The sequence below is a fragment of the Pseudofrankia sp. DC12 genome (assembly GCF_000966285.1).
Taxonomy (GTDB): Bacteria; Actinomycetota; Actinomycetes; order Frankiales; family Frankiaceae; genus Pseudofrankia.
Map to the genome: position 1 here is coordinate 2306305 of NZ_KQ031391.1, position 26142 is coordinate 2332446.

Consider the following 26142-nt stretch of genomic DNA (forward strand, 5'->3'; position numbering starts at 1 on the left):
CGGGGCTGGCAAGAACGGCAAGGCCCGGGGCTGGCCAAAATCGACCAGGCCCGGGGCTGGCCAAAATCGACCAGGCCCGGGTCTGGCCAAAATCGACCAGGCCCGGGTCTGGCCAAAATCGATACAGAGGCACGGGATGCAACGGTGAGCACCAGCTCCTTCCGGTACGGGCCATGGGCGGGCGGGCCGGACCCGTTGGAGTCCCCCTTCGCCGCCACCGATGCTCTCGACGAGATGTCCCGCCAGGTGCTGGACGGCCGCACCCCGCGCGAGGCACTGGACTCGCTGTTGCGCCGCGGCATGGACGGCCGGCGCGGGCTCGACGACCTGCGCCGCGCCGTCGACCGGCGCCGCCGCGAGGTGCGCTCGCGCGGCCGGCTCGACGGCACCCTGCAGGAGGTGCGGCGCCTGCTGGACAACGCCATCGGCCAGGAGCGGGCGGCGCTGTTCCCCGACCCGGCCGACGAGGCCCGGATGCGCGAGGCCGAGCTGGACGCGCTACCCAGCGACGCCTCGCGGGCGGTTCGCGAGCTGGCCGACTACGACTGGCGGTCGCCGCAGGCGCGGGCGACCTACGAGCAGATCGCCGACCTGCTGCGCCGCGAGGTGCTGGACTCGCAGTTCCGCGGCATGAAGCAGGCGCTCGAGGGCGCCACGCCGCAGGACATGGCCCGGGTCCGCGAGATGGTCGGCGCGCTCAACGAGCTGCTCGCCAAGGACGCCCGCGGCGAGAACACCGGCCAGGCCTTCGAGGACTTCATGGACCAGTTCGGGGAGTTCTTCCCCGAAGGGCCGGAAAGCCTCGACGAGCTGATCGACACCCTGGCCCGGCGCTCGGCCGCCGCCGCCCGCCTGCTCGCGGGGCTCTCCCCCAAGCAGCGCCAGGAACTGGCTCAGCTCATGGCGGCAGCGGTCGAGGACCTGGGGCTCGGAGACGAGCTGGCCCAGCTCGGGGAGGCGCTGCGGTCCGCCCGGCCGAACCTGAACTGGGGCGGGCGCCCGTCCGGGCGGGCGAACGGCTTCGGTGACGGGCGAGGCGGCGAGAGCGGCCTCGGCCTCGGCGACGCGACGTCGGCGCTGGAGGAGCTCGCCGAGCTGGACGAGCTGGCCGCGACACTCGGCCAGGACTACCCGGGCGCCTCGCTCGACGACGTCGACCAGGACGCGATCGCGGCGGCGCTCGGCCGCTCGGCGGTCGACGACCTGCGCCAGCTCCAGCAGATCGAGCGCGAGCTGGAGCGGGCCGGGTTCGTGACCCGCCAGTCCGGGCGGCTGGAGCTGACTCCGAGGGCTGTGCGCCGGATCGGCCAGACCGCGCTGGAACGGATCTTCAAGCAGCTGTCCTCCGGCGCCCGCGGCGATCATGCGCAGACCGACGCCGGCGGCGCCGGCGAGCTGATCGGCACCACCCGGGCCTGGGAGTTCGGCGACACCCAGCCGCTCGACGTCGTGCGGACCGTGCGCAACGCGGTGCTGCGGACAGCCTCGGCATCGCCGCGCTCCACGGGCCCCGCCGGGCCCGGAATGTCGATCAGGCTGAAGGTCGAGGACTTCGCCGTCGCCGAGACGGAGCGACGGACGTCGGCCGCCGTCTGCCTGCTCGTCGACCTGTCCTACTCGATGGCCCTGCGCGGGACGTGGGGGATCGCGAAGACGACGGCGCTGGCGCTGCACACGCTCGTGACGACCAGGTTCCCGCAGGACAAGATCCACCTGATCGGCTTCTCGGACTACGCCCGCGAGCTGCGGCCGGTGGAGCTGGCCGGGCTGGACTCCGAGATGGTCCAGGGCACGAACCTGCAGCACGCACTGCTGATCGCGGGGCGGCTGCTGTCGAAGTACCCGGAGTCCGAGCCGGTGGTCATGGTCGTCACCGACGGGGAGCCGACCGCGCACCTGCTGCGCGACGGGTCGCGGGCGTTCTCCTGGCCGCCCATGCCCGAGACGCTGGAGCTCACCCTCGCCGAGGTCGACCGGCTGACCCGGCGCGGCGTCGGGATCAACGTCTTCATGCTCGACACCGAGCCCCGGCTCGTCGAGTTCGTCGAGGAGATGGCCCGGCGCAACGGCGGCCGGGTGCTGTCCCCCGACCCGAACGCCCTCGGCCAGTACGTGGTCCACGACTACCTGCGCTCCCGCGGCGGCCGGCGGGCCCATCGTTAGGGGCCACCTGCCTCGTCGGTGACCCAGGCGTCGTGACCTAGGGGCCGGCGGGCTCACCGGCCGGTGGGTCCGCCGGGTCCAGGCCCCTGACGCGCCCGCAGGCGAGGGAGCGGGTCGCCGCGGAACGCGCCGCGACGGCCGAGGGCCCTGACGCCTGACGAACGGTCTCACCCGGCGGGGGTGAGGCGCTGGGGCATCGGAACTTCTGGCCGTCGGAGGCTTCGGGCGGTTGCCCCCTCGTGGCCCGGGCTGGCCCGGCCCGGGAAACCCGCGAGACCCTCCGACACTGCTGCTACCTTCCGCATTCATGTCCTCACAGATCGGGGTGGGATCTTCGCGGGCCGGGGACGGGCGGGGTGCCGAGAGCGCGCCCGGGAACCCACGACCAGGCCCCCACCGGCATCGCGGGCCGCGGCGGCGCGGCGGCGCCGCCACCAGCCAGCCCAGCCATCAGGTTCGCCGCTCGGGTGCCGGGCCCAGCCACCGGCGGCCTGGCCGCGGGCGCCCTGGCCCACGGCGACAAGCCCAGCAACGCCCGGTCCGAGGCCGGCGGCGCCGTCGGCTGATGCTGCTCGGGACACTCGCGGCCGCGGTCGCGGCGCTGTTCAGCCTGCTGGCGACGCCAGGCGCGACGCCCACGCTGGCTCCGGCCGCTCCGCCGGAGGCGACCCAGCCGCCGGCCGGCGGGTCCGTCGACTCCCATCGCCAGTCCCAGAGCGACGAGGACCTGACCCGCTACTGGACGCCGGCTCGCCTCGTCAACGCGATCGAGGCCAACGTGCTGACCCGCACGCCCGGAGGGTCTCGGGAGGCGAACGGGCCGTCCGCCGAGACCGGGTCAGCCGGACCGGGCAGGGCGGTGGGAGCGCCACTGGCCGCGCTTGAGCGGCAGCCGCTCGCGGATGACGTGGTCACGCCGTACGGCGGCGGCGGGCTGGCGGGCCGGATCGAGGGGGCCCTGTTCACCACCATCAACGGCAGCGACTACGCCTGTTCGGGCTCCGTGGTGTCCAGCCCAGGGCACGACCTGGTGATGACCGCCGGCCACTGCCTGCACTCGGGCGGCCTGGCCGGCTCGTTCGCGAGCAACGTCATCTTCATCCCCGGCTACTCGCACGGCTCTGCGCCCTACGGGATCTGGCATGCCAGCCAGCTGACCGTGACCGGCGGCTGGGGCTACCAGCGTTCCTTCGACGAGGACGCCGGCTTCGCCACGTTCCGCCCGGTCGGCGGTCGCAACCTGCAGGACGTGGTCGGCGGCGCGTTCCCGATCGCGTTCACCGACGGGACGACAGCCGGCTCGGTGGCGGGACCGCAGACGGTCCTCGGCTACCCGAAGCTGCCGCCGTTCGACGGAACGACGCTGATGTCCTGCACGGGCACGACGGCGCCGGACCCGCGCGGCGGCCACTCGCTCGGCCTGCCGTGCGCCATGACCGCGGGCGCCAGCGGCGGCGCCTGGCTGTCCGGCTTCCACGACGGCACCGGCACTCTCGACGCGGTGGTCAGCTACGCCTACTCGGCCGACCCCAGCGTCATCTACGGCACGTCGTTCGGCCCGTCGGTCCGTCAGCTCTACCAGCACGCCATCCAGCTCTAGCAGCCTGCTGAACAACTTGGATCCGCGGCCGAAGCGATTTGTTCAGCAGTCTCGTAGCGGGTCCGGTTCCGTTGTCGTCACCTGGCCCCGCCAAACCGGCCGCCATACCGGGCCAGAACCCGCCCGGCCGCGACCTCCACGCCGCTGGACGTCACAGGGCGGGCGGGCGCGAAGCGCCCGACGGTCGGGCGCTGCGCGCCCGACCTCACATGCCCGGCTTGATGACCATCAGGAAGACGATCGAGATCCAGCAGGCCGTGCTGACCAGCCCGGCGAGGGCGAGCCAGGGCAGCCGGTGGCGCGCTGCCGTGCCCGTCTGCACGATCTCGGCGACGGCGGTCGCGACGCCACCGGCCAGGATGGTCACCGTGATGAGCGTCGCGATCGCCCAGAGCGCGATCGAGCTGGTGAGCCAGCCGTCGGAATAGCCCCGGATGCTGCCGAACGGCCCGCGGTGCACCAGCACCGCCCCCAGACCGACGACGCCGAGCGACGCCGCGCCGGCGATCCGCAGCAGCAGCGGCGCGGGCTTCAGCACGGGCAGCGCGCGCAGCCCGACGAACGCCAGCGCGGGCAGGAACAGCCCGCCGAACACCAGCGGGCCGATCACGAGCATCGCGGCGAGAACATGCAACGCGAGTATCAGTCCGTACGCCCCACTGTGCGGCATGGGACGACGCTACCGACCGCGTCCGGTCCAGCCGACACCGGAGGGGCCACCGGACGGGCCGGCCCGTTGGCCGGCCGCACCGAGCACGCGACGTGGCCACCATACACATCCATGACGTCACTTTGAGTAAGGTGTTCCCAATACAGACAGTGACGAGGATGGTGGCGCGTGATCTTCCCGACGATCGACTTCGCCGCCTTCTTCCTGGTCGTGCTGGCCACGTCCTGGCTGCTGATGCCGCGGCCGCGGTACTGGAAGCCGTTCATGCTCACGGCCAGCTACTTCTTCTATGGCTACACCGACATCCGCTTCGTCCTGCTGCTGGCCAGCTCGACGCTGATCAACCAGGCGGCGGCCGTCGTGCTGGCCCGTCGGCGGTCCGGCCGGTCGTGGGTGCTCGCCGCGGCGATCGCCGCGGATCTGGGCCTGCTCGGCTGGTTCAAGTACTACGGGTTCTTCGCACTGTCCGTGGACCGTACGCTCGGTGACCTTGGGATCGCCGCACCGCTCCCACTGCTGCAGGTGGCGCTGCCGATCGGGATCTCCTTCTTCACCTTCCAGGCGCTGTCGTACGTCATCGACGTCCATCGCGGCGACACCCGGCCGGCCAGACTGATCGACTTCGCGGTCTACGAGGCGTTCTTCCCACATCTGGTCGCCGGGCCGATCGTGCGAGCCCGGGAGTTCATCCCGCAGCTGGCCAGCCCCCGGGACCGATCCGCCATACCGGCGACCCGGGCGGTCTTCCTGATCTGCGGCGGGCTGGTCAAGAAGGTCGTGCTCGCGGACCTGTTGGCCCGCCGGCTCGTCGACCCCGTCTTCGACACCCCTGGGCAGCACTCGTCAGTCGAGGTGCTGGTCGCGATCTACGCCTACGCGGTGCAGATCTACTGCGACTTCTCCGCGTACTCGGACATCGCGATCGGGATCGCGCTGCTGCTCGGATTCCGGTTCCCGGACAACTTCGACCGGCCGTACGCGGCAACCAGCCTGCAGGACTTCTGGCGGCGTTGGCACATGACGCTGTCGCGCTGGCTGCGTGACTACGTCTACATCCCGCTCGGCGGCAGCCGGCGCGGACCGAGGCGCACTCAGCTCAACCTGCTGGCCACCATGGTTCTCGGCGGGCTGTGGCACGGCGCGGCGTGGACGTTCGTCTGCTGGGGTGCCCTGCACGGCGCGGGCCTCGCCGCCGAGCGCACGCTCGACCGCCGCCGGGCGCGGCGCGCCACGGCGCGATCGACACCCGTGGTCGCCACGGCCGCGCTGGCCACCATCCCGCTTCCCCGGACCGGTCAGCAGCCCAGCACGCAGCCGGCCGCGCTCGGCCGGCCAGGGCTGGCGAGCGTGCCGGGCCCGCCCGGCACGCCGGGTCTGGTCGTCCCGCCGGGTCCGCTCGGTCCGCCGGGGCTGGCCATCCCGCCGGGTCCGCACGAATCACCGGGTCTGGCCGGCACCCCGGGTCCAGCGCCGGCGACCATGGGAGACCTGAGGCTTCCGCCTTCCCCCGACGGGACCGAGTCCGGGCTACCTGACGGCGGGAGCGGCTCCGGAGCTGCGCCGGATCCGCCGAGCTGGGCTCGGCGGGGCGCGGGGCGGTGGGCCCGCCGATTGATCACCTTCCATCTCGTCTGCGCGGCCTGGGTGCTGTTCCGGTCCCCCGACCTGGCGACCGCCAGTGAGATCCTGCGCCGCCTCGGTACCGGCGGGACCGCCACCGGGCTGGTAACGCCCACGGTCGTCGCCGCCAGCGTGGTCGGCCTGGGTCTCGCGGCGGTGCCGGGACGGTGGTGGGCGGCGGCCCAGGGCGCCTTCGACCGGCTGCCGCTGCCGGCCCAGGTCGCCGGCGTCGTGGCGTTCCTGCTGGTCATGTACGCGGCGGTCGGGCACCAGGACGTCGCGCCATTCATCTATTTCCGGTTCTAGATCGAGTTCCGCCGCTGGATCGAGCGCGATGAACAGTAACTATCCGTGTCGCTAAGGCACACGATCCGTAGTGTCATGGCAGGCTCCTGGCCCGTGGACACCCAGGCGGACGAGGTCACCGCGGCAGCAGGACCGGCCGGTAGCCCGTCGGCATCGGCGTCGCTCGTGCCGGCGCGGCGCGCGCTCACCCTCGTCGCCGGGACGCTCGTGTCGATGGCACTGCTGCGTGCACCCGCGGCGGTGCACACCGGCGAGGGCATGGGCCCAGGGCGCCCTCGTGATGTGGTCCTGGCGCTCGCCCGCCCGCTGGACCGTTTTACCAGTTCGCTCGGGCTCGACTGGCCCGACGAGCGGCTGAGCGCGCTGTTCGGGCATCCCGTCCAGGGCGCGGGCGCGAGCTCGGGGGCATCAGAGCTCGCGACCGCGGCGGGCCTGGTCCCGCCCGCCACCGGCTCCGGCCCGGCTCGGGGCGCCGCGTCCGGCGCGGGGCCGACGGCGACCGCTGCGCCACTCCCGGCGCCACGGGTGCCGACGATCAGCGATCCGTTGCGCGTGCTGGTGACCGGCGACTCCCTGACCGAGTCGCTCGGTCCCACGATCGCCAACACGGCGCCGGCGACGGTGCGCGCGCAGACGGACACACGCTACGGCACCGGGCTGGTACGGCCGGACTTCTTCGACTGGGCCAGCCACGCCCGTGAGCAGGTCGCGACCCGCGCCCCGGAGGTCGTCGTCGTGGCGCTGGGCGCCAACGACGCCCAGGGCATCACGATGCCGAACGGCCAGGTCCTCCCGGCCGGGTCGTCCGGCTGGGTGGACGAGTACCGCCGCCGCGCGCTGGTCGTGCTCCGGATCTGGGCCGACGACGGGCACCGCCGGGTGTACTGGGTGAGCCTGCCACCAGCCCGGTCCAGCCGGATGGACGGCTACTTCCAGCAGCTCAACAGCGCCGTCGCGGACGCCGTTCACCAGGTTCCCGGGACGACGTTCCTCGACTTGGGCGCTGAGCTGTCCGACCACGGGCACTACAGCGACTACCTGCGCGACGCCGCCGGCCAGTCCGTGCTGGCCAGGACCCGCGACGGGGTGCACTACACGCTGGACGGGGCCAGGATCGTCGCCACTCCGGTGCTGGCGAGGCTCGCCTCGGACTTCCAGCTCACCTCGCCGTCACCTGGGCATTCCCGGTAGAGGCCGCCTCGTCGGCATCGGTTGGGGGCGGGTAGCGAGCGAGCGCGACGGGTATCCCTCGGGGGATGAGACTCGGTCAGCGCACAGTGGTGGTCGCGAAGCCGAAGCCTGGGCCTTCGAGATCGAGCCGGGCAGCGGTGACCACCTCGCGGGCCTCGGACAACAACGCCGCCCGCCGCGCCGGGGCGAGTTCGAGGCGTCCCAGCAGGTCGAGGAGCTCCTCAGCAAGGAGGGTGATCTGGTCGGGCAGGCCGTGCGGCGCCAACGGCGGTGGCCGCAGGCCGGCGGGGGCTCCCGAGCCGGCGTCCCGGCCGAGCCGGGCGAGGTCCTGGGCCAGGACAGCGGTCCGCTGGGCGCGGGTGCCGCCCGCCGCGGCCGTGACGCCCCAGACCGCCGGGCTCCAGCTTCGCAGCCGGTTGAGCAGCCGGTTGACCTCCCGGGTCAGACCGGAGTCGGATGTGCTCGGATCTGCGGGGACCGATTCCGACATCCGGGCAGGTTACCTGACGAGGATGGCGCCGGGGCTTGCCCTCCCGTTCGTCGTGATGCACCCTCCCTTCATGGTCCGTTGACGCCGGGTTCAGCCAGGAGGCGCGCATGTCTCAGTTCCGCTCCGTACAGACCCAGCAGACCCACGAAAGTCTCATTGATCGCCTTCCGAAGGTCACCGGCCACGATCTGGCCCATTGGCTCCAGCGCGTCGAGGAAGGTCCAGGCCTGCTGCGGTTCGCGGAACGAGTGAACTGGCTACGCGACGAGCACAACCTGCCGCACAACTACGCCGCCGCCCTCGTCCATGAGGCCGACCTCCGCCGTCGAGCGATCAAGGTCTGAGGCCCTCAGCACGCGCGAAACCCCAAGAATGGCCAGTGGGGAGACGGCACGCCTGATCGCCGTCTCCACCCTCCGGTGGTCGTGAGCGCACGCTCCCGTGACCGCCGGAGGGCCGGATCGGCGGCCGGGCCGAGATCGTCGAGTGCCCCGCGGCCATGGACGGCCTCGTCGCCTACTACCGCGGCATCTCCGGGGAGCACCCGGACTGGGACGGCTACCGGGCCGCGATGGTCCGCGACCAGCGCGGCCTGATCCGGGTGAGCATCGACACCGCCCGTCCGAACCACGCCAGCTGACGCCGCCCGGCCGCTCCCGCGCAGGCCACCCAGTACCCGGCCCGGGTTACCGGCGCAGCTTCGACAGGAGCCGCAGCATCTCCAGGTAGACCCAGATGAAGCCGATGAGCAGGCCGTACGCGCACACCCAGGCGTCCGACCGCGGCGCCCGCGCGGCGATCATCCGCTCGATGGCGTCGAAGTCGAGGATGAACTGCAGGCTGGCGACCACCAGCACCACCAGGCTGAACAGGATGCCCAGCGGGGTGGCGTCGTTGATGACGGGCAGGTGGCTGCCGGTCGTGAGGCGCAGCGCCACGTCGATGATGCTCAGGATGACGACGGCCATCAGAACGGTGCCGACGATGCGGGCCATCCGCGGCGTCGCGCGCAGGCGCCCGCTGCGGTAGGCGAGGAGCATCGTCACGAAGATCACGGCCGTGCCCAGGATGGCCTGCGGGATGATCCCGGCGTAGTCGTTCGCGTACAGCCTCGACACGCCGCCGGCCATGAGGCCGGACAGCACCCCGAAGACGACCACCAGTGCCGGGTTGATCCGGCCGGTGAACCGGATCACGAGGCTCAGGACGAAGGCGGCGATGCCGGCGGCGAACACCAGGCCGGGCGCACGGTCCACGACGTACCAGCCCACGGCGCCACCGACGCCGGCGATGGCGAACAGACCGAGCGTGTGCATCACGACGTCGTCGATGGTGAGCGAGCTCGGCTGCCGGTAGACCCGGGCCAGTTCCTCAGGCGTGGGCGTCCCGGGTGGCGTGCCCTGCGCGGACGGCGGCCAGGCGAGCTCGTCGGACGACGGCGCCGTGGACCGCAGGTGGGTGAATACCGGGTTGCTCGATCGGGTCCTCGCCATGTGGATCGCCGCTTCCCTTCGCGCTGGCCAGCCGGACGGCACTCTGCCACCCGCGACGCGCCCGCTGACGCCCCGCCCAGCACCCACTGCACACGATAATCGCCGGCCCGCATCCCACGAACCCCAACCGCCCCACGCTGTCCCACGGCGTCCCCGGAAAGACCGCGTCCAGCGACAAGGACGGCGGCCGTGGACGGCCGTCACCCGAAGACGGTGAGTCGGGCGCGGTGAGAGGGCCCAAGCCACCAGCGCACCTAGTCGCGCAGCGCTTCGAACTCGTCACCCAAAGCGACAATGAGGGCATCCTGATGGTCGAGATCAGCCCTGGCGAAGCCGCCCCGCCACGCATCGGGCAGCCGAATGCGACGCCGCCCCCATAAAGGCCGACGTTCCCAGAGTCAAGAAATGTAAAGAGCCCGCGTGGACGAACCATGCCCACGCCGGGTCGGACAGCGCCGCGGCAATGTCACGCAGGAGTGGCGCAAGGCGCGGCGTGGCGCACGAACAGGCAAACACGAAGGCGGCGCAAGAGATCGGGACGTGCCGCAAGGCTCACGAAGCCGCGAACCCCGATCGCGTGCCGGTGGTCGGAGTCGAACCGACACTCGAGCTGTTTTTAGGACAGCCTCCTCTACCTGTTGGGATACACCGGCTCGCCTACATCGCTGGTATTTCTACCACGCTACGTACGTTCTGGGAATAACACAACGTCGGGAAATCACGCGGACGGCGGAGGGAGAGCGCGCCCGTCACCCTTCGTGACGCAGAGGTGAACAACGCGCGGACAGATCAGCGCGGACCGTCATAGCTTGTCGCGTGATCATTACAGTCAGGCCTCCTCTCACGGACGCTGCGGGGCTAACACCCCGGCTGGCCGACCGGCCATTGACCGGCCGGGCGGGGCACTTGGCGAAGGCCTGGACTGGGCGACCAACGGCGCCTCAGCTCACCCGGCCCGGCGCCTTTCCGGCCGGTCGTCTCCGCGAATCAACCGGTTGGGCGACCAGGCCGGCGGCCCGGCGTTCCCCGGCGTTCCCCGGCGTTCCCCGGCGATCCCGGAGAGCACGGAGAGCACGGAGAACCCGGACCGGCGGTCAGACCGGCCCGATCGGCCCCGCGGCGGCCCGGCCGACCGCCGTCGGGCGGGCGGCCGCGGCGCGCAAGGCCGGCTCGGCGGCGGTCGCCCGGCGGAACTCGGCCCGCGGGTCGGCGAACGAGCCAAGCGAGACGATCTCACGCTTGAAGAACAGCGCCAGCGTCCAGTCGGCCAGTACCCGGGCCTTGCGGTTGAAGGTCGGAAGCCTGCTGAGGTGGTACGTGCGGTGCATGAACCAGGCCGGCCAGCCACGCAGCTTGATCCCGTAGACGTCGGCGACGCCACGATGGAAGCCCAGCGAGGCGACGCTGCCGGCGTAGCGGTGGCTGTACGGCTCGATGGGCCCGCCGCGCAGGTGCGCGACCAGGTTCTCGGCGAGCCGGCGGGCCTGGCGGACCGCGTGCTGCGCGGACGGGCTGGTGAACGTGCCCGGCGCCCCGGTCAGGTCGGGGACGGCGGCGCAGTCACCGGCGGTCCAGGCGTCCTCGACGCCGTCGACCTGAAGGAAGGGACTCGCCCGCAGCCGGCCCTTCTCGTCGAGCGGCAGATCCGTGCGGGCGAGCATCGGGTGGGCCCGCACACCCGCGGTCCAGACGACCGTGTCCGCGTCGAACGCCGCACCGTCGTCGAGCTCGACCCGGCCGTCCCGCAGGCTGGTGACGCAGGTGTTCAGCCTGACCTCGATGCCGCGGTGCTCCAGCTGTTTCACGGTGTAAAGGCCCATCGCGGGCGAGACCTCGGGCAGAATGCGGCCGGTCGCCTCGACGAGAACCCAGCGAAGGTCGTCCGGGCTTATGTTGGAGTAATAGGAACAGGCGTGGCGCGACATGTCCTCGAGCTCGGCGAGAGCCTCGATTCCCGCATATCCGCCGCCGATGAAAACGAAAGTAAGCGCCCGCGAGCGCTCGGCCGGATCCCGGGTCGACGCGGCCGCGTCCATTCTTCCAATCACCTTGTTACGGAGATAAATGGCCTCGGCGACCGATTTGAATCCCACCCCGAGATCGCTCAGGCCCGGGATCGGAAGCGTCCTGGCGACCGACCCGGGCGCCATCACCAGAATGTCGTAGCCGAGGTCGTACTCGTCGCCGCCGACGGTGCGCACGCTCGCCGTCCGCTCGGCGTGCGCGACCTGGGTCACCTGGCCGCTGACCACCTCGCAGCCCCGGAGCACCTTGCGCAGCGGCACGACCACGTGGCGGGGCTCCAGGTTGCCGGCTGCCGCCTCCGGCAGGAACGGCTGGTAGGTCATGTACGAGTTGGGCTCGACCACGGTCAACGTCGCCTCACCGGGCCGCAGCCGCTGCCGCAGCCGCAGGGCCGTGTACATCCCGACGTAACCGCCACCGACGACGAGGATGCGCGGAGCCCGACCATTTGCCATGGGAAGGCGGTACCCGTGGCCGCCTGCTGGTACGCCCGCCAGAGCAGACGAGCGGACGATGCCGCGCCACCAGGCGGGCTACACAGGAGTGACCTGGGCCACGAATGCGCATTTGCGCCGATCCACACCGCCCCGCTGGTCAAGGCCGGCCTGCCTTGTGGCCGGCGAGCTGGCAGTGGCGGCGGACCGGAGCGAGATCAAGGGCAAATCCGGGTATCAGTCAGGCGACAGCGGTGATTTGGCCCACGGTGGCCCAGGTCCCGCGGCCCGGCGGCGATATGACTTTGGGGTATTCCGGCGGCCCGGTCGACATCTTCCGGAACCTTTTGCGTCGTCCCGCCGCCACGTGCCGCCGAGCACGCCCCGTACATCGGATCGGGCGCTGTTGGCCGAGATTGCACGGTTCGTGACGGACATCGAGCGCGGGCCGATCAGCCCGCTGCCCCGGTGGCCGCATGGCGCGCCGCGGCGCCGAGAACGTCGTCGAGCATGGCGGCCGTGACCCGGCCGGTGAAGGTGTTCTGTTGGCTCGGGTGGTAGCAGCCGAGCAGCAGCGGGCCGGCCTGCCCGCCGGCCACCGCCGGAAGCTCGACGCGGGCGCCGTGGCCGAAGGCCCCGCGCCGGGACGGGATCCCGAAGCCCGCGGCCGCGAGCGCCGGCCACAGCGCCTGCCAGGCGAAACCGCCCAGCACCACGATCGTCCGCAGCCGGGGGCGCAGCAGCTCCAGCTCGCGGACCAGCCACGGACGACAGGCGTCCCGCTCGGCCGGGGTCGGCTTGTTCGCCGGTGGGGCACAGCGCACCGCCGCCGTGATCCGCGCGTCCAGCAGTCGCTGGCCGTCGCCGGCGGCCGTCGAGGTCGGCGACGCGGCCAGTCCGGCCCGGTGCAGCGCCGCGAACAGCCAGTCGCCGCTGCGGTCACCGGTGAAGATCCGGCCGGTCCGGTTGCCACCGTGGGCGGCCGGCGCGAGGCCGACCAGCAGTACCCGCGCGTCGGGTGGGCCGAACGACGGCATCGGCCGGCCCCAGTACCGCTCCCCCGCATAGGCGGCCCGGCGGACCCGGGCCACCTCCTCGCGCCAGTCGACGAGCCGCGGGCAGGCCCGGCAGACGGAGGCGCACGCGTCGAGCTCGTCCGCTCCGCCGGCGGCACGCGCCAGCCTGGCGGCGTCGGCGGCGGTCAGCGCGACGGGCGTCGCCGAGGTCGCGGGGTCCCCCGGCCAGCCCGTCCCGGCCGTTACCGGGCCCCGCTCGTCAGCAGCGGGCCGGTCATGCCCGCGGTCGGGGGTGCGCCCGGGAACAGGGGCGCGATCGGTCATCGGGCCAGGGAGAAGGCGATGCCGTCCAGGATGTCGCGCTCACTGGCGATCACCGCGGGCAGGCCGACGCGTTCGACCAGGGTGCGCAGCACCAGTGCCCCCGCGGCGATGACGTCGACCCGCCCGGGGTGCATCACCGGCAGCGCGGCCCGCTCGGCGTGGGTCATGGCCAGCAGCTTCCCGGTGACCTCCACGACGGCGTCGGCCGGCGTGCTCAGCAGGTGAATGCGTTCGGAGTCGTACTCCGGCAGCCCGGCGGCGAGCGCGGCGACGGTCGTGACGGTGCCGGCGACGCCGACCAGCGTGGCCGCCCGCCGCAGCGGCACGACCTCCTCGGCGAGGTCCAGCGCGGCCTGCACATCGGCGACGATGGCGGCGGCCTCGGCCGGATCCGGCGGATCCGCGCGCAGGTGCCGCTCCGCCATCCGCACGCATCCGATGTTGACCGAACGCGCGGCCAGGACTCCGGAGCGGTCACCGAGCACCAGCTCGGTGGACCCGCCACCGATGTCGGCGACCAGGATCGGCGTCGCGGCGTCGGGCAGCTCAGCGGCGGCGCCCGCGAAGGAGAGGGCCGCCTCCTCGTCGCCGGTGATCACTTCGGGGTCGACACCGAGGATGGCGCGCACGCCGTCGACCAGCTCCGCGCGGTTGCTGGCGTCCCGGGTCGCGCTGGTCGCGACCATCCGGACCCTGGTGGCACCGAGCCGCTCGATCTCGGCGGCATAGTCGCGCAGCGCGGCGAAGGTGCGTTCCAGCGCCTCGGGGGCGAGCGCGCCGGTGCGGTCCACGCCGGCGCCGAGGCGGACGATCTCCATCCGGCGGGTCAGCTCGACGAGCTTCGGGCCGGCCCCGTCGTTACCGGGCTCGCCGCCGGACCGGCCGGGCGCGATGTCGGCGACCAGGAGCCGGATCGAGTTGGTGCCGCAGTCGATGGCGGCCACGCGGCTCATGCGCGTGCTCCTCTCGGGTCTCGGGGCGGGTCGCCGGGCTCCTGCTCGCGCACGCAGCGCCCGCGGGCGGCCCAGTCCCCGGCCGCGGCGATGGCCTCGTCGCCGAACGGGTTGACGCCCGGTCCGGCGGCCAGGCTGTGCGCGACCAGCACGTGCAGGCACTTGACCCGGTCAGGCATCCCGCCCGCTCCCGGGTTGCCGGGCAGCGGGCCGCCGAGGGGGTCCCGCCGCGCGAGGTAGTCCTCGTGGGCGGCCCGGTAGGCGGCGGCGACCTCCGGCTCCGCGGCGAGCCGGGCGGTCATCTCCCGCATCAGGCCCGAGCTCTCCAGCCGGGACACCGTGGAGCTCGCCCGCGGGCAGGTGAGGTAGTAGAGCGTGGGGAACGGGCTGCCGTCCTCCAGCCGAGGTGCCGTCTCGACCACGTCGGGCAGCCCGCACGAACAGCGGTGGGCGACCTGACGCACCGCCCGCGGCCGGCGGCCGAGCTGGCGTTCGACGATCGCGAGGTCCGCGGCCAGCCCGTCAGCGGCCGGGCCCGTCGGCGCCGCTGCCGTCAATCCCGCTGCAGTCGGCTCCTCGGGAGTGGCCGCTCCTGCCGCCGCGGCATCACCGCCCGCCACCCGCACCGCCCCCAGCCGAGAAATCAAGACCGACGGCCGAGTCTATCGACCTGGCCTTCCGCCGCGATCTGTCCCGAGATGGGCCCGGCCGGCCCGCGCCAGTCGCCTGGCTATGGGGCCGTCTGGGACCAGAGCTGGCTGTACCACGCCTCGTCCGGACTGGACCGGCCCCGCCCGTTGCCCGCCGCCGGGCTCGGCGACGGCGCGGCGGGCATGACGTAGGTCTTCTCCCCGGGCAGGACGTAGTGCAGCCGGCGTCGGGCCTCGTCCTGCACCCAGGCGTCGTCGCCGTACTTGCCGACCTCGGCCTTCAGCGCGTCGACGCGCGCCTGCGCCGCCGCGTTCTGCTTGGCCAGCGCGGCGTTCTCGGCCTGCTGCTGGAGGTAGAGCCGCAGCGGGTAGGCGAGCGTCAGCACGAGCACGCAGATCACCACCGCGAGCAGGGTGGCTCGGGTGGTGAGTGCGGTCCGCCGGGGCAGGCGCGGCATGGCGAGGATCGACCCGGGCCCGCGGGCCTCAGCCGGCCGCCCGCCGCGGGAAGGCGCTCGCCCCGGCGTAGCGCGCGGCCGCGTCGAGCTCCTCCTCGATCCGCAGCAGCTGGTTGTACTTCGCGACCCGCTCGCTGCGAGCCGGGGCGCCGGTCTTGATCTGGCCGCAGTCGACAGCCACCGCCAGGTCGGCGATCGTGGTGTCCTCGGTCTCGCCGGACCGGTGCGACATCATCGCCTTGTAGCCGGACCGGTGAGCCAGCGTGACGGCGTCCAGGGTCTCGGTCAGCGTGCCGATCTGGTTGACCTTGACGAGCAGCGCGTTGGCGGCGCCGGCCGCGATGCCCCGGGCGAGGCGCTCCGGGTTGGTGACGAACAGGTCGTCGCCGACGATCTGCACCTTCGAGCCAAGCCGCGTGGTGATCTCCACCCAGCCGTCCCAGTCGTCCTCGGCCAGCGGGTCCTCGATCGAGACGATCGGGTACGAGGCCACCAGGTCGGCGTAGTAGTCGATCAGCTCGGCAGCGCTCTTGCTCGCGCCTTCGAAGGTGTAGGCGCCGCCCGCGAAGAACTCGGTCGACGCGACGTCCAGGGCGAGGGCGATGTCGTCGCCGAGGGTGAACCCGGCCTTCTGGATCGCCTCGGCGATCAGGTCGAGCGCCTCCCGGTTGGCCGGCAGGCTCGGGGCGAACCCGCCCTCGTCGCCGACGCCGGTGGCGAGGCCCCGGCCCTTCAGGACGCTCTTGAGCGAGTGGTAGACCTCGGCGCCCCAGCGCACCGACTCGGCGAAGGTGCTCGCGCCGATCGGAGCGATCATGAACTCCTGGATGTCGACGTTGGAGTCCGCGTGCGCGCCGCCGTTGAGGATGTTCATCATCGGCACCGGCAACAGGTGCGCGCTCGGGCCGCCGAGGTAGCGGAACAGGGGCAGACCGCTGGAGGCGGCGGCGGCCCTCGCGACGGCGAGGCTGACGCCGAGGATGGCGTTCGCGCCGAGGCCCGACTTGTCCGGGGTGCCGTCCAGGTCGATCATCGTGGCGTCGATGAGGCGCTGCTCGGTGGCGTCCAGGGCCAGGTCGATCAGCGCGGGACCGATCCGGTCGATGACGGCCTCGACGGCCTTGGTGACGCCCTTGCCGCCGTAACGGTCGTCGCCGTCGCGGAGCTCCACGGCCTCGAACGCACCGGTGCTCGCGCCACTGGGAACCGCCGCACGGCCCTCGGTGCCGTCGTCGAGCATGACCTCGACCTCGACGGTCGGGTTGCCACGCGAGTCGAGGATCTCGCGGGCCGCTACAGCCTCGATGGACGGCACGGTTCCCTCCAGGTGGACGTGGCGATCGAGCGACGCTCGACATCGGGGGTCGACCCCGGGTCGACAGGCGGCCCGCGGAAGCCGACACAGGTCGGCGACCACGGTGGGCCGGCTCGGGCGGACAAGCTACAAGGTCCGGACGAATCCGGCCGCTGGCGAGACTATCGCCGTCCCGGCGTCCGTGGGCCTCCCACACGCCGAACACCGCCGACGGCACAGCGAAAGTTCGGCCATGAGGCGGCTAGGAGCCGGGCCGGTCAGATCCGTCATACCCAGCCAAGATCGCGCTCATGCTCATCGCGATGCTGCACTGCGTGCCTGACGAGGATGATCCGTACTCGACCGTGCGCACAATGTCCGAGGCGATGCCGCCCGGCAGCTTCCTCGTCCTGACCCGCCCCGCGCCGGCGGCCGAGGCGCCGACCGGCGCCGTCCCGGCCGAGGACCTGGCGGCGGCGTACGCCCTGATGCGCGAGGCTTCGACCGGCAGTTTCCATGCCCGTCCTCAGGACCAGGTCGTCCAGTTCTTCGACGGCTGGGACCTGCTCGGCCCCGGCGTCGTGCTGGCGACAAAGTGGCGGGCCGACGAGACGGAGTCGACCGTGATCTCGGTCGGCGTCGCCCGGAAGACCACCTGATCTGGTCCGACCAAGCGAGCTCGTGCCGTCCAACCAGGTCGGCCCATCGGCCTGATCGCGAGTCTGGCCCACCAGTGGTTGTGATCAGGTCCGACCCACGACCAGTCGAGGGCCAGACGGCGATCACGACTACGGGCGGTCCTGGCGGTCCTGGCGTCAGCCGACGGGGCCGATCGGCGGCATCAGGAGCGGGCCGGCCGCGGGCAGGCCGGCGCGGGCCGCGAGCCCCGCGAGCGGACCCCAGCCGCCGGCGTGCCCGCCGGACAGGACGCCGGCCCAGCCGCCGGCGAGCGCCTCCAGCGCGCCGACCAGCGCCGCGTCCATCCCGCCAGCCATTGGCGCGGCAGACGGTCCGGTCAGCCCCAGCGCGGCGCCGACAAGGCCGCCAGCCAGGTGCACGCCGGTCCCGTCCCCGAAGCCCGCGGCGGCATCCTCGCTCGACCGTGCCGGCCGGACGTGGTCCACCAGCGAACGATGCGGCAGCAGCCGCACCCGGGACGGCCGGGCGCCGGGCAGCCCGGCGGTGGTCCAGGCCAGCCGAAGCGCGTGCTCCAACCCGCCGAGCTCGTCGACCAGCCCATGCCGGTGCGCGTCGGCCCCGGTCCAGACCCGGCCGCGGGCCAGCTCGTCCGCCCGTTCCAGCGACATCGCGCGGGCGATGGCGACCTTGCCGACGAAGTCGGCGTAGACCCGGTCGAGGAACTCGTCCAGCTTGGCCCGCTCGCCGGGGCTGAACGGCCGGCGGGCCGACATCATCAGCGCGTGCTCGCCCTGGGCGACCTCGCCGATCGCCACGCCGAGCTTGTCCAGCAGCCCGCTGATCACCTGCTTGCCGCCGTAGACGCCGATCGAGCCGGTCAGCGTCGAGGGGCTGGCGACGATCGTGTCGGCGGCGAGCGCGACGAAGTAGCCACCCGAGGCGGCGACCGAGCCCATCGAGACGATGACCGGCCGGCCGGACGCACGGAACCGCTCCACCTCCCGGCGCACCAGGTCGGAGGCGACATAGGAGCCGCCGGGGCTGTCGACCCGGAAGACCGCGGCGGCGATGTCCGGGTCCTTGGCCGCCGCCCTGAAGGCCGCGCAGACCGTGTCGGCCGCCAGCATCCGACCACCGACCGGCGGCCCGGTTCGGCGCAGCACCACGGGGCCGGTGCCGTGGATGAGCGCGACGGCCGCGGTGCCGGGGTCGCGGTCCGCGGGGACGGCGACCGCCTCGTCCAGCTCCCCGAGGCCAGTCGGGCCGGGCACCGTCGCCGAGCGACGCGCCTCGCGCCGGTCCGGGCCGAGCAGGGACGCCACTGCGGCACCGGACGAGCGTGCCGCCCGCCGCAGCGGCGACGCCTCCTTGCGGGCGGCCGACCTGCGATAGGTGGCCAGGTACAGCGGGACCGGCGCCGCCCGCCGGCCGGGGGCGTCCTGGGCCGCGGCCGGCGCCGGGGAGGCGCCGGGCACAGCGGTCGGCGCGCCGACGGGTGGGGTGCGGCCGGGCTCGGCGGCGGGCGCCGCCGGGTCGGTGCGCGCTGTGGCCGCGGCCGCGTCGGCTCCCGCGGGCTGGTCAGCGCCGGCTCCGGCCGAGGCCGCCGTCACGCCACCGAGGTCGGCCGACCCGGCAGCCGAGGCCGAGCCTGGCGGAGGTACAGCGGCGGCGGCACCGACGGCCGCTGGCGGGGTCGGCTCAGGCGGCAGCGCCGCGGCCTCGGCTGGGCCGCCCACCCCGTTGGCCGACGGGCCGGAGGTCTCCGGCAGGGGTTCGGTCGGGTCCGTGGCCGCGGCGCGACGGCGGACGGCGGCGTAGACCTCGTCGCGGTAGCCGAGCCGGTCGACCAGGCCGGCCCGCAGCGCCGCCTGAGCCGACAACGGCCCGGCGTCGACGAGCCGGCGCACCCGGTCGGCTGGCAGCCGCCGGCCGGCCACGACGCCAGCGATGATCTCGTCAGCGGACGACTCGACCACCCGGGTGGTGGCCTCCAGGTGCGCGGAGGTGAAGCCGCGCTCCAGGAACGTGTTGACGGCGTTCTTGTACTCGTGCCGGGCGCCCAGCTCGGTCGCGACGCCGAGCCGGTCGAGGGCGTCCCGCAGGAACGGGGTGTGGCTGGCGACGCCGGTGAGCCCGAGGTCACCGGGCGGCGCGAGCCAGATCTGGTCGAACGCACAGGCCAGGTAGTAGGGAACCGTGCCGCCGCCGAACTCGCCGAACGTGTCCGCGTAGGCGATCGCGAACTTCCCGGCGGCCCGGAGCTCAGCGACGGCGTCGCGGATCTCCTGCACCCGCGCGATCGGCATCCCGCAGCTCGCGACATGCGCGACCAGCACCCGCGTCCTCGGGTCGAGCGCGGCGCGGCGCAGGCCGTCGACGATCTCGCGCAGTGTCTGGCGCCGTCGGCCGAACCGCGCGGTCAGCGGGTCGTCGACGATCCCCTCGACCGGGTCGACGGTCAGGTCCAGCTCGAGGATCAACGGGGCGTTGCGCCGCGCGGCCATCGCACGGATCTCGGCGAGCGCGTGGCGAGGCGTCGTCTCCATGGACCGAGGCTATGACCACACCAAACCTCACGTTCGGGCACATCACTCGCCCAACACGCCTCAACCGAGGGCGACTACTGTCCGATCCGGTCCGTCACCGCCTGCGCCGATCAGCGCGAGGTGGGAGACCACCGGGCCCGCCAGGCGGCGACGTCCTGGTCGGCGGGGTCGACGCCGTCCGCGTGGGCGGACTCCTCGGCGCCGGCGAGCCGGTCCCGGAAGGCCCGAGCCCGCGCCCGGAGCGCGGCCTCGGGGTCGACACCGGCCGCCGCCGCCAGGGCGACGGCAGCGAAAAGGAGCTCACCAACGCCTCGCTCGTCCAGGTCAGGGGCGGCGGCGTACGACGCGACGGCCGCAGCGAGGGACCGTCCTGACAGCGTCTCTGGGTGGGCCGCGGACCGCGGGGCGAGGTCGGCCGGGCTGGCGCCCTCGGTGAGCACCGGCGCGACGACGAGGTCGGCGGGCAGGCCGGCCTTGCGCGCGCGCCTCTGCAGCTTGGCGGCGAGCGAGAGGGCCGGCTGGGTCAGCGGGACCCCGTCGGTGACCGAGCGCCGGCCCTTCTCGGCCTTCTTGATGGCCTCCCAGTTGGTGACCACCTCGTCGGCCCCGGCGACGTCCACGTCGCCGAACACGTGCGGGTGGCGGCGGACCAGCTTGCTCGCGATGCCGTTCGCCACCTCGTCGACGTCGAAGCGCCCACCGCCCTCGTCGACGTGACCGTCGGTGGCGTCCTCGGCGACGCGGGCGTGAAAGACGACCTGCATGAGGACGTCGCCGAGCTCCTCGCGCAGCTCCACCGGGTCGGCGTCCTCCAGCGCCTGGTACGCCTCGTACGCCTCCTCCAGCAGGTACGGGGCGAGCGAGCCGTGGGTCTGCTCGGCGTCCCACGGGCAGCCGCCGGGCGAGCGCAGGCGGTCCATCACCGCGACGACGTCCAGCAGCCGCGCGCCGGGCAGGTCGTGGGTGCCGGCGAGCAGGCGGACGCCAGCCGGCTCGCCGGTCGCGTGGGCCCGCAGGTGCGTGTCGGCGGCCGCCGCCAGGCCGGGCCAGGCGCCCGCCGGCTCCAGCAGCCAAACGACCTCGGACGCGCCGGCCGCCGCGGCGAGCGCTCGCGCGGGCTCGAGCGCGCACCCGTCCGACGCCTCGCCCGGCCCGGCGAGCACCGTGACGTCGACACCCGCGGCCCGCAGCGCGGCGAGCTGGGGGTGCGCGGGATCGGCGCAGCAGACCGGGACCCGGCGAACCAGGTCCCAGGCGTCAGCGGTGAGCAGCCCGGGGGCGACCCGGGTGCTGGTCTCGAGCAGTGTTACCAGAGGTGTCACGAAGCCAGGTTAAGTTCCGGCACCGGCGTCGCCTTCGTCGCGATCGAGCCGTCGGCCGCGAGCACCGAGATGTCGTCCGCGCTCCACACGCCGAACCGCGGGTTCACCGAGACGTGGTCGGCGCGCGCGGCCGAGGCGAGGATCGGCCGCAGCTTCGCATCCCGCTGCTGGTTCATCAGCTGGCGGGCCAGGAACGGGCTCGCCTCGGCGAAACTGAGCGGCAGGGACTTCACGTTGAACTGGGTCAGCGCGCTGGTGTAGGCCGACCTGACGTCCGCGCTCGACGCAACCAGGTCCGGCGCGATCGCGTCCTCGATCTTCGACTCGAGCGCGTAGGTCCGGATGATCGTCCGCAGGTCCTCGGGGGCGAACCCGGCCGAGGCACCGGCCTGCTCGAAGGCCGCGACGCTGCCGGAACCGAAGATCGCGTACGACTGGTAGTAGGCGTCGGCCTCCTGCGGGCTGAGCGTGATGCCGCGCTTGCGCGCCTCGGTGAGGTCGAGCTGGTACTCGACGAGGCTGCCCAACGTCCGGCGCTGCAGGTCGTCCCGGGTGACCGGGGTCTGCTGCGCTGCCGCGTCGGGATATGCGGTGGTGTAGGCGGTGTACGCGGCCATGCCGCGGTCGACGATGCCGCGCACGGTTTCCGTGCCGATCGTCTTGTCGTCGACCTGCGCTGCGGCACCAACATGGCTGGTACATCCGGCCGCTGCCAGCGCGACCAGCCCGACCAGTCCGGCCATGGCACCCAGCATCCGAGCACGCTTCACGGACACAACTCCCGACGGGGTCGTCCCCCAGTGGCGAGACCAGTACAGACGCCACGTTAGTCGGAGCACATCGCGTGATGCAGCCAACCCCACCCAACATGGGGCCGACCGCGAAGCCACGCCGAGCCGCGAGGCAGCCCCTGCTCGCCCCGGCGGCCCCGGCGGCCCCGGCGGCCCCGGCGGCACGACCGCCGTGGCCCACACGGTGCCGACCTCGCGGCGATCATCCGCGACGCCGCTGGTCACCGCCGCGGCGCGTGGATACGTGCGGCGGAAATTGCTGGCGGTGCGTGCCGGAGCCTGGATTCGAGCGCCTCGGCGCCTGCCGTGCACAGTCGCCCCACAGGCCGAGCCGACCCGCCGTGGGTGGTGGTTTCCGGCGCCTCGCACGGGCCGCGAGCTCGACGCGGTCCCGCCGAGCACGGGACCCGCGGACCTTACGGGCGGTTGGTGGCGGCGTTCACGGCCGCGCTGATGGAGTCGCCGAGGATGGCGGACAGCAGGTCGGCGGCCCAGGCCAGCAGCGGCTTGTCACGCAGGGCCGGCGAGCCGATGCGGCCAGTCTGCGTGGGCACGGGGACCAGGACGGTCTTCGCGGCGGGCTTGGTGACGGCGCCCTTGTAGAGGCGCTGCAGGCGGAGCGTCTGGCTCTCCCGCAGCTCCAGTGAGCCGAACCGGATCTGCTTGCCCGCCAAGGTGATCTCCGACAGGCCGTAGCCCCGGGCGAGCACCCGCAGCGAGGCGACGGCGAACAGGTTCTCCACCACCTCGGGCAGCGGGCCGAACCGGTCGACCAGCTCGGCGCGCACCTCGGCGAGGTCCGCGTCGCTGGCCGCGGCGGCCAGGCGGCGGTAGGCGTCCAGGCGCAGCCGCTCGGCGCCGACGTAGTCGTGCGGCAGGCTCGCGTCGACCGGCAGCTCGACCTTGACCTCCGGAAGCTCCTCGGGGGCCGCGCCCTTGAAGTCCGCGACCGCCTCGCCGACCATCCGCACGTACAGGTCGAAACCGACCGCGGCGATGTGCCCGGACTGCTCGCCCCCGAGCAGGTTGCCGGCGCCGCGGATCTCCAGGTCCTTCATCGCGACGGCCATTCCCGCGCCGAGGTCGGTGTTCAGCGCGATGGTGGCCAGGCGGTCGTGCGCGGTCTCGGTCAGCGGCCGGTCCGGCGGGTAGAGGAAGTAGGCGTAGGCCCGCTCCCGGCCACGGCCGACCCGGCCGCGCAGCTGGTGCAGCTGGGACAGGCCGAAGACGTCGGCCCGCTCGACGATCAGCGTGTTCGCGTTGGAGATGTCCAGGCCGGACTCGACGATCGTCGTGCAGACCAGGACGTCGAACTTGCGCTCCCAGAAGGAGACCATCACCTTCTCGAGGACGTCCTCGGAGAGCTGGCCGTGGGCGGTCGCGATCCGCGCCTCGGGGACCAGCTCACGCAGCCGGGCGGCGGCCCGGTCGATCGACTCGACCCGGTTGTGGATGAAGAAGACCTGGCCCTCGCGCAGCAGCTCGCGCCGGATCGCGGCCGCGACCTGGCGCGTGTCGTACGGGCTGACCGCGGTGAGCACCGGGTGGCGCTCCTCCGGCGGGGTGTCGATCGTCGAGAGCTCCCGGATGCCGGTGATCGACATCTCCAGCGTGCGCGGGATCGGGGTGGCGCTCATGGTGAGCACGTCCACCGCCGTCCGCATCTTCTTCAGGTGCTCCTTGTGCTCGACCCCGAAGCGCTGCTCCTCGTCGACGATGACCAGGCCGAGGTCCTTGAACCTCGTCTCGTTCGAGAGCAGCCGGTGGGTGCCGATCACGACGTCGACGGTGCCGTCGGCCAGGCCGGCCAGCACCGCCTTCTGCTCGGTCGCCGTGTTGAACCGGCTCATCGCCTTGACGATCACCGGGAACGCCGCGTAACGCTCGGAGAACGTCTGGAAGTGCTGCTGGACGAGCAGCGTGGTCGGAACCAGCACGGCGGCCTGCTTGCCGTCCTGGGCCGCCTTGAACGCGGCCCGCACAGCGATCTCGGTCTTGCCATAGCCGACGTCGCCGCAGATCACCCGGTCCATCGGGACCGCGCGCTCCATGTCCCGCTTGACCTCGTCGATCGCGGACAGCTGGTCCGGGGTCTCCCGGAACGGGAACGCGTCCTCCAGCTCGCGCTGCCACGGGTTGTCGGGGGCGAAGGCGTACCCCGGCGCGGCCATCCGGGCGCTGTAGAGCCGGATCAGCTCGCCGGCGATCTCCTTGACGGCCTTCTGCGCGCGGCTCTTGCGCTTGGTCCAGTCGGCGCCGCCGATCCGGTCCAGGGTGGGCGCGTCGCCGCCGACGTAGCGAGTCACCAGCTCCAGCGCGTCGGTGGGGACGTAAAGGCGGTCACCCTTGGCGTACTCCAGGACGAGGTACTCGCGCTTGGCGCCGGCGACGGTGCGGGTGACCATCTCGACGTACCGGCCGACGCCGTGCGCCTCGTGGACGACCAGGTCACCGACCGCGAGGGCCAGCGGGTCGATGCCCTTGCGCCGCCGGCTCGGCATCCGGCGCATGTCCTTGGTGGTGACGCCGCGCGCACCGGCCAGGTCGGTCTCGGTCAGCACCGCGAGGCGCAGCAGGTCGCTGGTGAAGCCGGTGACCAGCTGGCCCTGGGTGACGGTGACGACCGACGGGGCGAGCTCGGCGTCGTCGGTCAGCCGGGCGCCGAGATCGGCCTCGCGCAGCAGCTCGACCAGTCGCTGCGCCGGGCCGTGGCCCGCGGTGACCAGCAGGACCCGCCAGGAGTCGTTCAGCCAGCCCTTGACGTCGGCGAGCAGGCGGGCCGTGTCGCCGTGGTAGGCGGGCGGCGGGCGCAGGCTGGTCGCGACCGCCTCGTCGGGCACGTCGGAGGCGAGCGACTCGTCGGCGTCCGAGCCGTCGGCGCCGGCCACGGCGCCGAACTGGCTGACGGTCCACCAGGGCAGGCCGAGCTCGATGGCCCGGGCCCGGACGTCGGCCAGCGTGCGGTAGGCCGCCGAGCCCAGGTCGATGGGCGTCTCGGACCCCAGCGCGGCCGAGCTCCACGAGGCGGCCAGGAACTCCTGGCTGGTGCGGACCAGCTCAACGGCCCGGGCCCGGACCCGCTCGGGGTCACACAGCAGCACCTGGGTGCCGGCGGGCAGCTCGTCGAGCAGCAGCACCAGGTCGTCGACGAGGACCGGGGCCAGCGCCTCCATGCCCTCCACCGGGATACCGGACGCGATCTTGTCGAGCATGTCGACGAGGTCGGGGTGCTCCTGGGCCAGCCGCGCCGCCCGCGCCCGCACGTCCGGGTTCAGCAGCAGCTCGCGGCAGGGCGGGGCGAACAGGGCATAGCCGGTACCTGGGGACAGCGCGTCGAGCGCACGCTGGTCGGCGACCGCGAACGGCCGGATGTCCTCGATCTCGTCGCCGAAGAACTCGACCCGCAGCGGGTGCTCCTCGGTCGGCGGGAAGACGTCGAGGATGCCGCCGCGGACCGCGATCTCGCCGCGTCGCTCGACCAGGTCGACGCGGTGGTACGCGATCCCGACCAGCCGCTCGACGACGTCCGCGAGATCGGCGCTGTCGCCGGTGCGCAGCAGCACCGGCTCCAGCTGGCCCAGGTCCTTGACCTGGGGCTGCAGCACCGCGCGCACAGGGGCGACGACCACCGCCAGTGGGCCTGCCAGCGTGTCGGACGGCCCGCTGGCCGCCACGGTCTCCGGGTGCGCGAGACGGCGCAGCACGGCCAGCCGGCGCCCGACGGTGTCCGCGCCCGGCGACAGGCGCTCGTGCGGCAGCGTCTCCCAGCTGGGGTAGAGGGCGACCGACCTCGGGTCCAACAGGCTGCCGAGGGCCTCGGTGAGGTCGTCGGCCTCACGGTCCGTCGCGGTGACGGCGAGGACCGTGCGCCCCGACCGGGCCAGCGCCGCGACGGCGAACGGCCGCAGCCCCGGCGGCCCCGACAGGTCGACCGGGCTCACAACCGCCGAGCCCGGGCCAGTACCTCCCGCGGCCAAACCCGGGCCAGTACCTCCCGCGGCTGTGACGGCGTCCTGGACACGGGCCAGCGCCGGTTCGCCGCCCGGGCGGGCGGTGAGAGCGTCGAGCAGCGGCGCGAGGGTCATCGAGTCCGTCCCGGGCCTCTTCCATGTCCGGCGGCGGCCCGCCGGACGGCGGATGTCGGTCTGCGCCGTTGT

At 73.3% G+C, this 26142-nt stretch carries 21 protein-coding genes and 1 tRNA gene; 8 read left to right on the forward strand and 14 right to left on the reverse strand.

Annotation, left to right across the window (positions count from 1 at the left end):
• Positions 1-144 precede the first annotated feature (144 nt).
• From FRADC12_RS09320 to FRADC12_RS09325, 3 genes are all read left to right on the forward strand, one after another.
• A complete protein-coding gene (locus FRADC12_RS09320; RefSeq protein ID WP_045876370.1) occupies positions 145-2163 on the forward strand; it encodes a vWA domain-containing protein in 2019 nt (672 codons plus the stop codon).
• 356 nt (positions 2164-2519) lie between these two features.
• The gene (locus FRADC12_RS32975; protein WP_232303694.1) at positions 2520-2729 is read left to right on the forward strand and encodes a hypothetical protein; all 210 of its coding nucleotides are present in this window, start codon (positions 2520-2522) and stop codon (positions 2727-2729) included.
• Positions 2729-3763 (forward strand): trypsin-like serine peptidase, encoded by a 1035-nt coding sequence (locus FRADC12_RS09325; protein ID WP_232303695.1) that lies wholly within the window; start codon positions 2729-2731, stop codon positions 3761-3763. The genes FRADC12_RS32975 and FRADC12_RS09325 overlap by 1 nt, the downstream gene beginning before the upstream one ends.
• A 205-nt stretch (positions 3764-3968) precedes the next feature.
• Here the strand turns inward: FRADC12_RS09325 and FRADC12_RS09330 are convergent, their stop codons facing one another.
• On the reverse strand, positions 3969-4433 hold the full coding sequence (locus FRADC12_RS09330) for a hypothetical protein (protein WP_045876372.1): 465 nt from the start codon (positions 4431-4433) through the stop codon (positions 3969-3971).
• 168 nt (positions 4434-4601) lie between these two features.
• On the opposite strand from FRADC12_RS09330, the gene FRADC12_RS09335 reads away from it, so the two are divergent.
• Positions 4602-6359: an MBOAT family O-acyltransferase gene (locus tag FRADC12_RS09335; RefSeq protein ID WP_045876373.1), complete on the forward strand. Its 1758-nt coding sequence runs from the start codon at positions 4602-4604 to the stop codon at positions 6357-6359.
• Positions 6360-6452: 93 nt separating this feature from the next.
• Complete coding sequence (locus FRADC12_RS09340; protein WP_232303696.1) at positions 6453-7550, forward strand: SGNH/GDSL hydrolase family protein; 1098 nt, start codon at positions 6453-6455, stop codon at positions 7548-7550.
• A gap of 76 nt (positions 7551-7626) precedes the next feature.
• Here FRADC12_RS09340 and FRADC12_RS09345 read toward each other — a convergent pair whose 3' ends face one another.
• Positions 7627-8040 carry a hypothetical protein gene (locus tag FRADC12_RS09345; RefSeq protein WP_045876374.1) on the reverse strand — a complete coding sequence of 138 codons (414 nt, stop codon included), beginning with the start codon at positions 8038-8040 and terminating at the stop codon, positions 7627-7629.
• 107 nt (positions 8041-8147) lie between these two features.
• Between FRADC12_RS09345 and FRADC12_RS09350 the strand changes: the two genes are divergently transcribed.
• Both FRADC12_RS09350 and FRADC12_RS29415 read left to right on the forward strand, forming a co-directional pair.
• On the forward strand, positions 8148-8384 hold the full coding sequence (locus FRADC12_RS09350) for a DUF4287 domain-containing protein (RefSeq protein ID WP_013421859.1): 237 nt from the start codon (positions 8148-8150) through the stop codon (positions 8382-8384).
• Between the two features lie 155 nt (positions 8385-8539).
• Positions 8540-8680, forward strand: a complete 141-nt coding sequence (locus tag FRADC12_RS29415) for a pyridoxamine 5'-phosphate oxidase family protein (RefSeq protein WP_198152839.1) — start codon at positions 8540-8542, stop codon at positions 8678-8680.
• A 46-nt stretch (positions 8681-8726) separates the two neighbouring features.
• Here FRADC12_RS29415 and FRADC12_RS09360 read toward each other — a convergent pair whose 3' ends face one another.
• The 8 genes from FRADC12_RS09360 to eno form a co-directional block, all read right to left on the reverse strand.
• Positions 8727-9533, reverse strand: coding sequence for a Bax inhibitor-1/YccA family protein (locus tag FRADC12_RS09360; protein ID WP_045876375.1), 807 nt, complete (start codon positions 9531-9533; stop codon positions 8727-8729).
• A 578-nt stretch (positions 9534-10111) separates the two neighbouring features.
• Positions 10112-10186: transfer RNA gene (locus FRADC12_RS09365), tRNA-Leu, on the reverse strand.
• 441 nt (positions 10187-10627) lie between these two features.
• A complete protein-coding gene (locus FRADC12_RS09370) occupies positions 10628-12013 on the reverse strand; it encodes an NAD(P)/FAD-dependent oxidoreductase (protein ID WP_045876376.1) in 1386 nt (461 codons plus the stop codon).
• A gap of 431 nt (positions 12014-12444) precedes the next feature.
• Complete coding sequence (locus FRADC12_RS09375) at positions 12445-13332, reverse strand: uracil-DNA glycosylase family protein (RefSeq protein ID WP_084010543.1); 888 nt, start codon at positions 13330-13332, stop codon at positions 12445-12447.
• Positions 13329-14285, reverse strand: coding sequence for a Ppx/GppA phosphatase family protein (locus tag FRADC12_RS09380; protein ID WP_045876377.1), 957 nt, complete (start codon positions 14283-14285; stop codon positions 13329-13331). Before FRADC12_RS09380 ends, FRADC12_RS09375 begins: the two co-directional genes overlap by 4 nt.
• Positions 14282-14905 (reverse strand): DUF501 domain-containing protein, encoded by a 624-nt coding sequence (locus FRADC12_RS09385; protein ID WP_084011292.1) that lies wholly within the window; start codon positions 14903-14905, stop codon positions 14282-14284. The genes FRADC12_RS09380 and FRADC12_RS09385 overlap by 4 nt, the downstream gene beginning before the upstream one ends.
• Before the next feature lie 110 nt (positions 14906-15015).
• Positions 15016-15393, reverse strand: a complete 378-nt coding sequence (locus tag FRADC12_RS09390) for an FtsB family cell division protein (RefSeq protein ID WP_045876379.1) — start codon at positions 15391-15393, stop codon at positions 15016-15018.
• A 28-nt stretch (positions 15394-15421) separates the two neighbouring features.
• Positions 15422-16708 (reverse strand): phosphopyruvate hydratase, encoded by a 1287-nt coding sequence (gene eno, locus FRADC12_RS09395; protein ID WP_045876380.1) that lies wholly within the window; start codon positions 16706-16708, stop codon positions 15422-15424.
• 290 nt (positions 16709-16998) lie between these two features.
• Between eno and FRADC12_RS09400 the strand changes: the two genes are divergently transcribed.
• Complete coding sequence (locus FRADC12_RS09400) at positions 16999-17346, forward strand: SAM-dependent methyltransferase (RefSeq protein WP_084010544.1); 348 nt, start codon at positions 16999-17001, stop codon at positions 17344-17346.
• A gap of 156 nt (positions 17347-17502) precedes the next feature.
• On the opposite strand, the gene sppA is transcribed toward FRADC12_RS09400, so the two are convergent.
• The 4 genes from sppA to mfd form a co-directional block, all read right to left on the reverse strand.
• On the reverse strand, positions 17503-19872 hold the full coding sequence (gene sppA, locus FRADC12_RS09405) for a signal peptide peptidase SppA (protein WP_045876381.1): 2370 nt from the start codon (positions 19870-19872) through the stop codon (positions 17503-17505).
• Between the two features lie 110 nt (positions 19873-19982).
• Positions 19983-21194 carry a nucleoside triphosphate pyrophosphohydrolase gene (locus tag FRADC12_RS09410; protein ID WP_045876382.1) on the reverse strand — a complete coding sequence of 404 codons (1212 nt, stop codon included), beginning with the start codon at positions 21192-21194 and terminating at the stop codon, positions 19983-19985.
• Positions 21191-21949, reverse strand: a complete 759-nt coding sequence (locus FRADC12_RS09415) for a SurA N-terminal domain-containing protein (protein ID WP_232303697.1) — start codon at positions 21947-21949, stop codon at positions 21191-21193. The genes FRADC12_RS09410 and FRADC12_RS09415 overlap by 4 nt, the downstream gene beginning before the upstream one ends.
• 452 nt (positions 21950-22401) lie before the next feature.
• Entirely contained in the window at positions 22402-26070 is a 3669-nt protein-coding gene (gene mfd, locus FRADC12_RS09420; protein ID WP_045876383.1) for a transcription-repair coupling factor, read from the reverse strand.
• Between the last annotated feature and the right edge of the window lie 72 nt (positions 26071-26142).

Coding starts and splice junctions, on each gene's coding strand:
- FRADC12_RS09325 (WP_232303695.1), top strand. CDS start 2,729: ATGCTGCTCGGGACACTCGCGGCCGCGGTCGCGGCGCTGTTCAGCCTG.
- FRADC12_RS09330 (WP_045876372.1), bottom strand. CDS start 4,433: ATGCCGCACAGTGGGGCGTACGGACTGATACTCGCGTTGCATGTTCTC.
- FRADC12_RS09345 (WP_045876374.1), bottom strand. CDS start 8,040: ATGTCGGAATCGGTCCCCGCAGATCCGAGCACATCCGACTCCGGTCTG.
- FRADC12_RS09350 (WP_013421859.1), top strand. CDS start 8,148: ATGTCTCAGTTCCGCTCCGTACAGACCCAGCAGACCCACGAAAGTCTC.
- FRADC12_RS29415 (WP_198152839.1), top strand. CDS start 8,540: ATGGACGGCCTCGTCGCCTACTACCGCGGCATCTCCGGGGAGCACCCG.
- FRADC12_RS09360 (WP_045876375.1), bottom strand. CDS start 9,533: ATGGCGAGGACCCGATCGAGCAACCCGGTATTCACCCACCTGCGGTCC.
- FRADC12_RS09370 (WP_045876376.1), bottom strand. CDS start 12,013: ATGGCAAATGGTCGGGCTCCGCGCATCCTCGTCGTCGGTGGCGGTTAC.
- FRADC12_RS09375 (WP_084010543.1), bottom strand. CDS start 13,332: ATGACCGATCGCGCCCCTGTTCCCGGGCGCACCCCCGACCGCGGGCAT.
- FRADC12_RS09380 (WP_045876377.1), bottom strand. CDS start 14,285: ATGAGCCGCGTGGCCGCCATCGACTGCGGCACCAACTCGATCCGGCTC.
- FRADC12_RS09390 (WP_045876379.1), bottom strand. CDS start 15,393: ATGCCGCGCCTGCCCCGGCGGACCGCACTCACCACCCGAGCCACCCTG.
- FRADC12_RS09400 (WP_084010544.1), top strand. CDS start 16,999: ATGCTCATCGCGATGCTGCACTGCGTGCCTGACGAGGATGATCCGTAC.
- sppA (WP_045876381.1), bottom strand. CDS start 19,872: ATGGAGACGACGCCTCGCCACGCGCTCGCCGAGATCCGTGCGATGGCC.
- FRADC12_RS09415 (WP_232303697.1), bottom strand. CDS start 21,949: ATGCTGGGTGCCATGGCCGGACTGGTCGGGCTGGTCGCGCTGGCAGCG.
- mfd (WP_045876383.1), bottom strand. CDS start 26,070: ATGACCCTCGCGCCGCTGCTCGACGCTCTCACCGCCCGCCCGGGCGGC.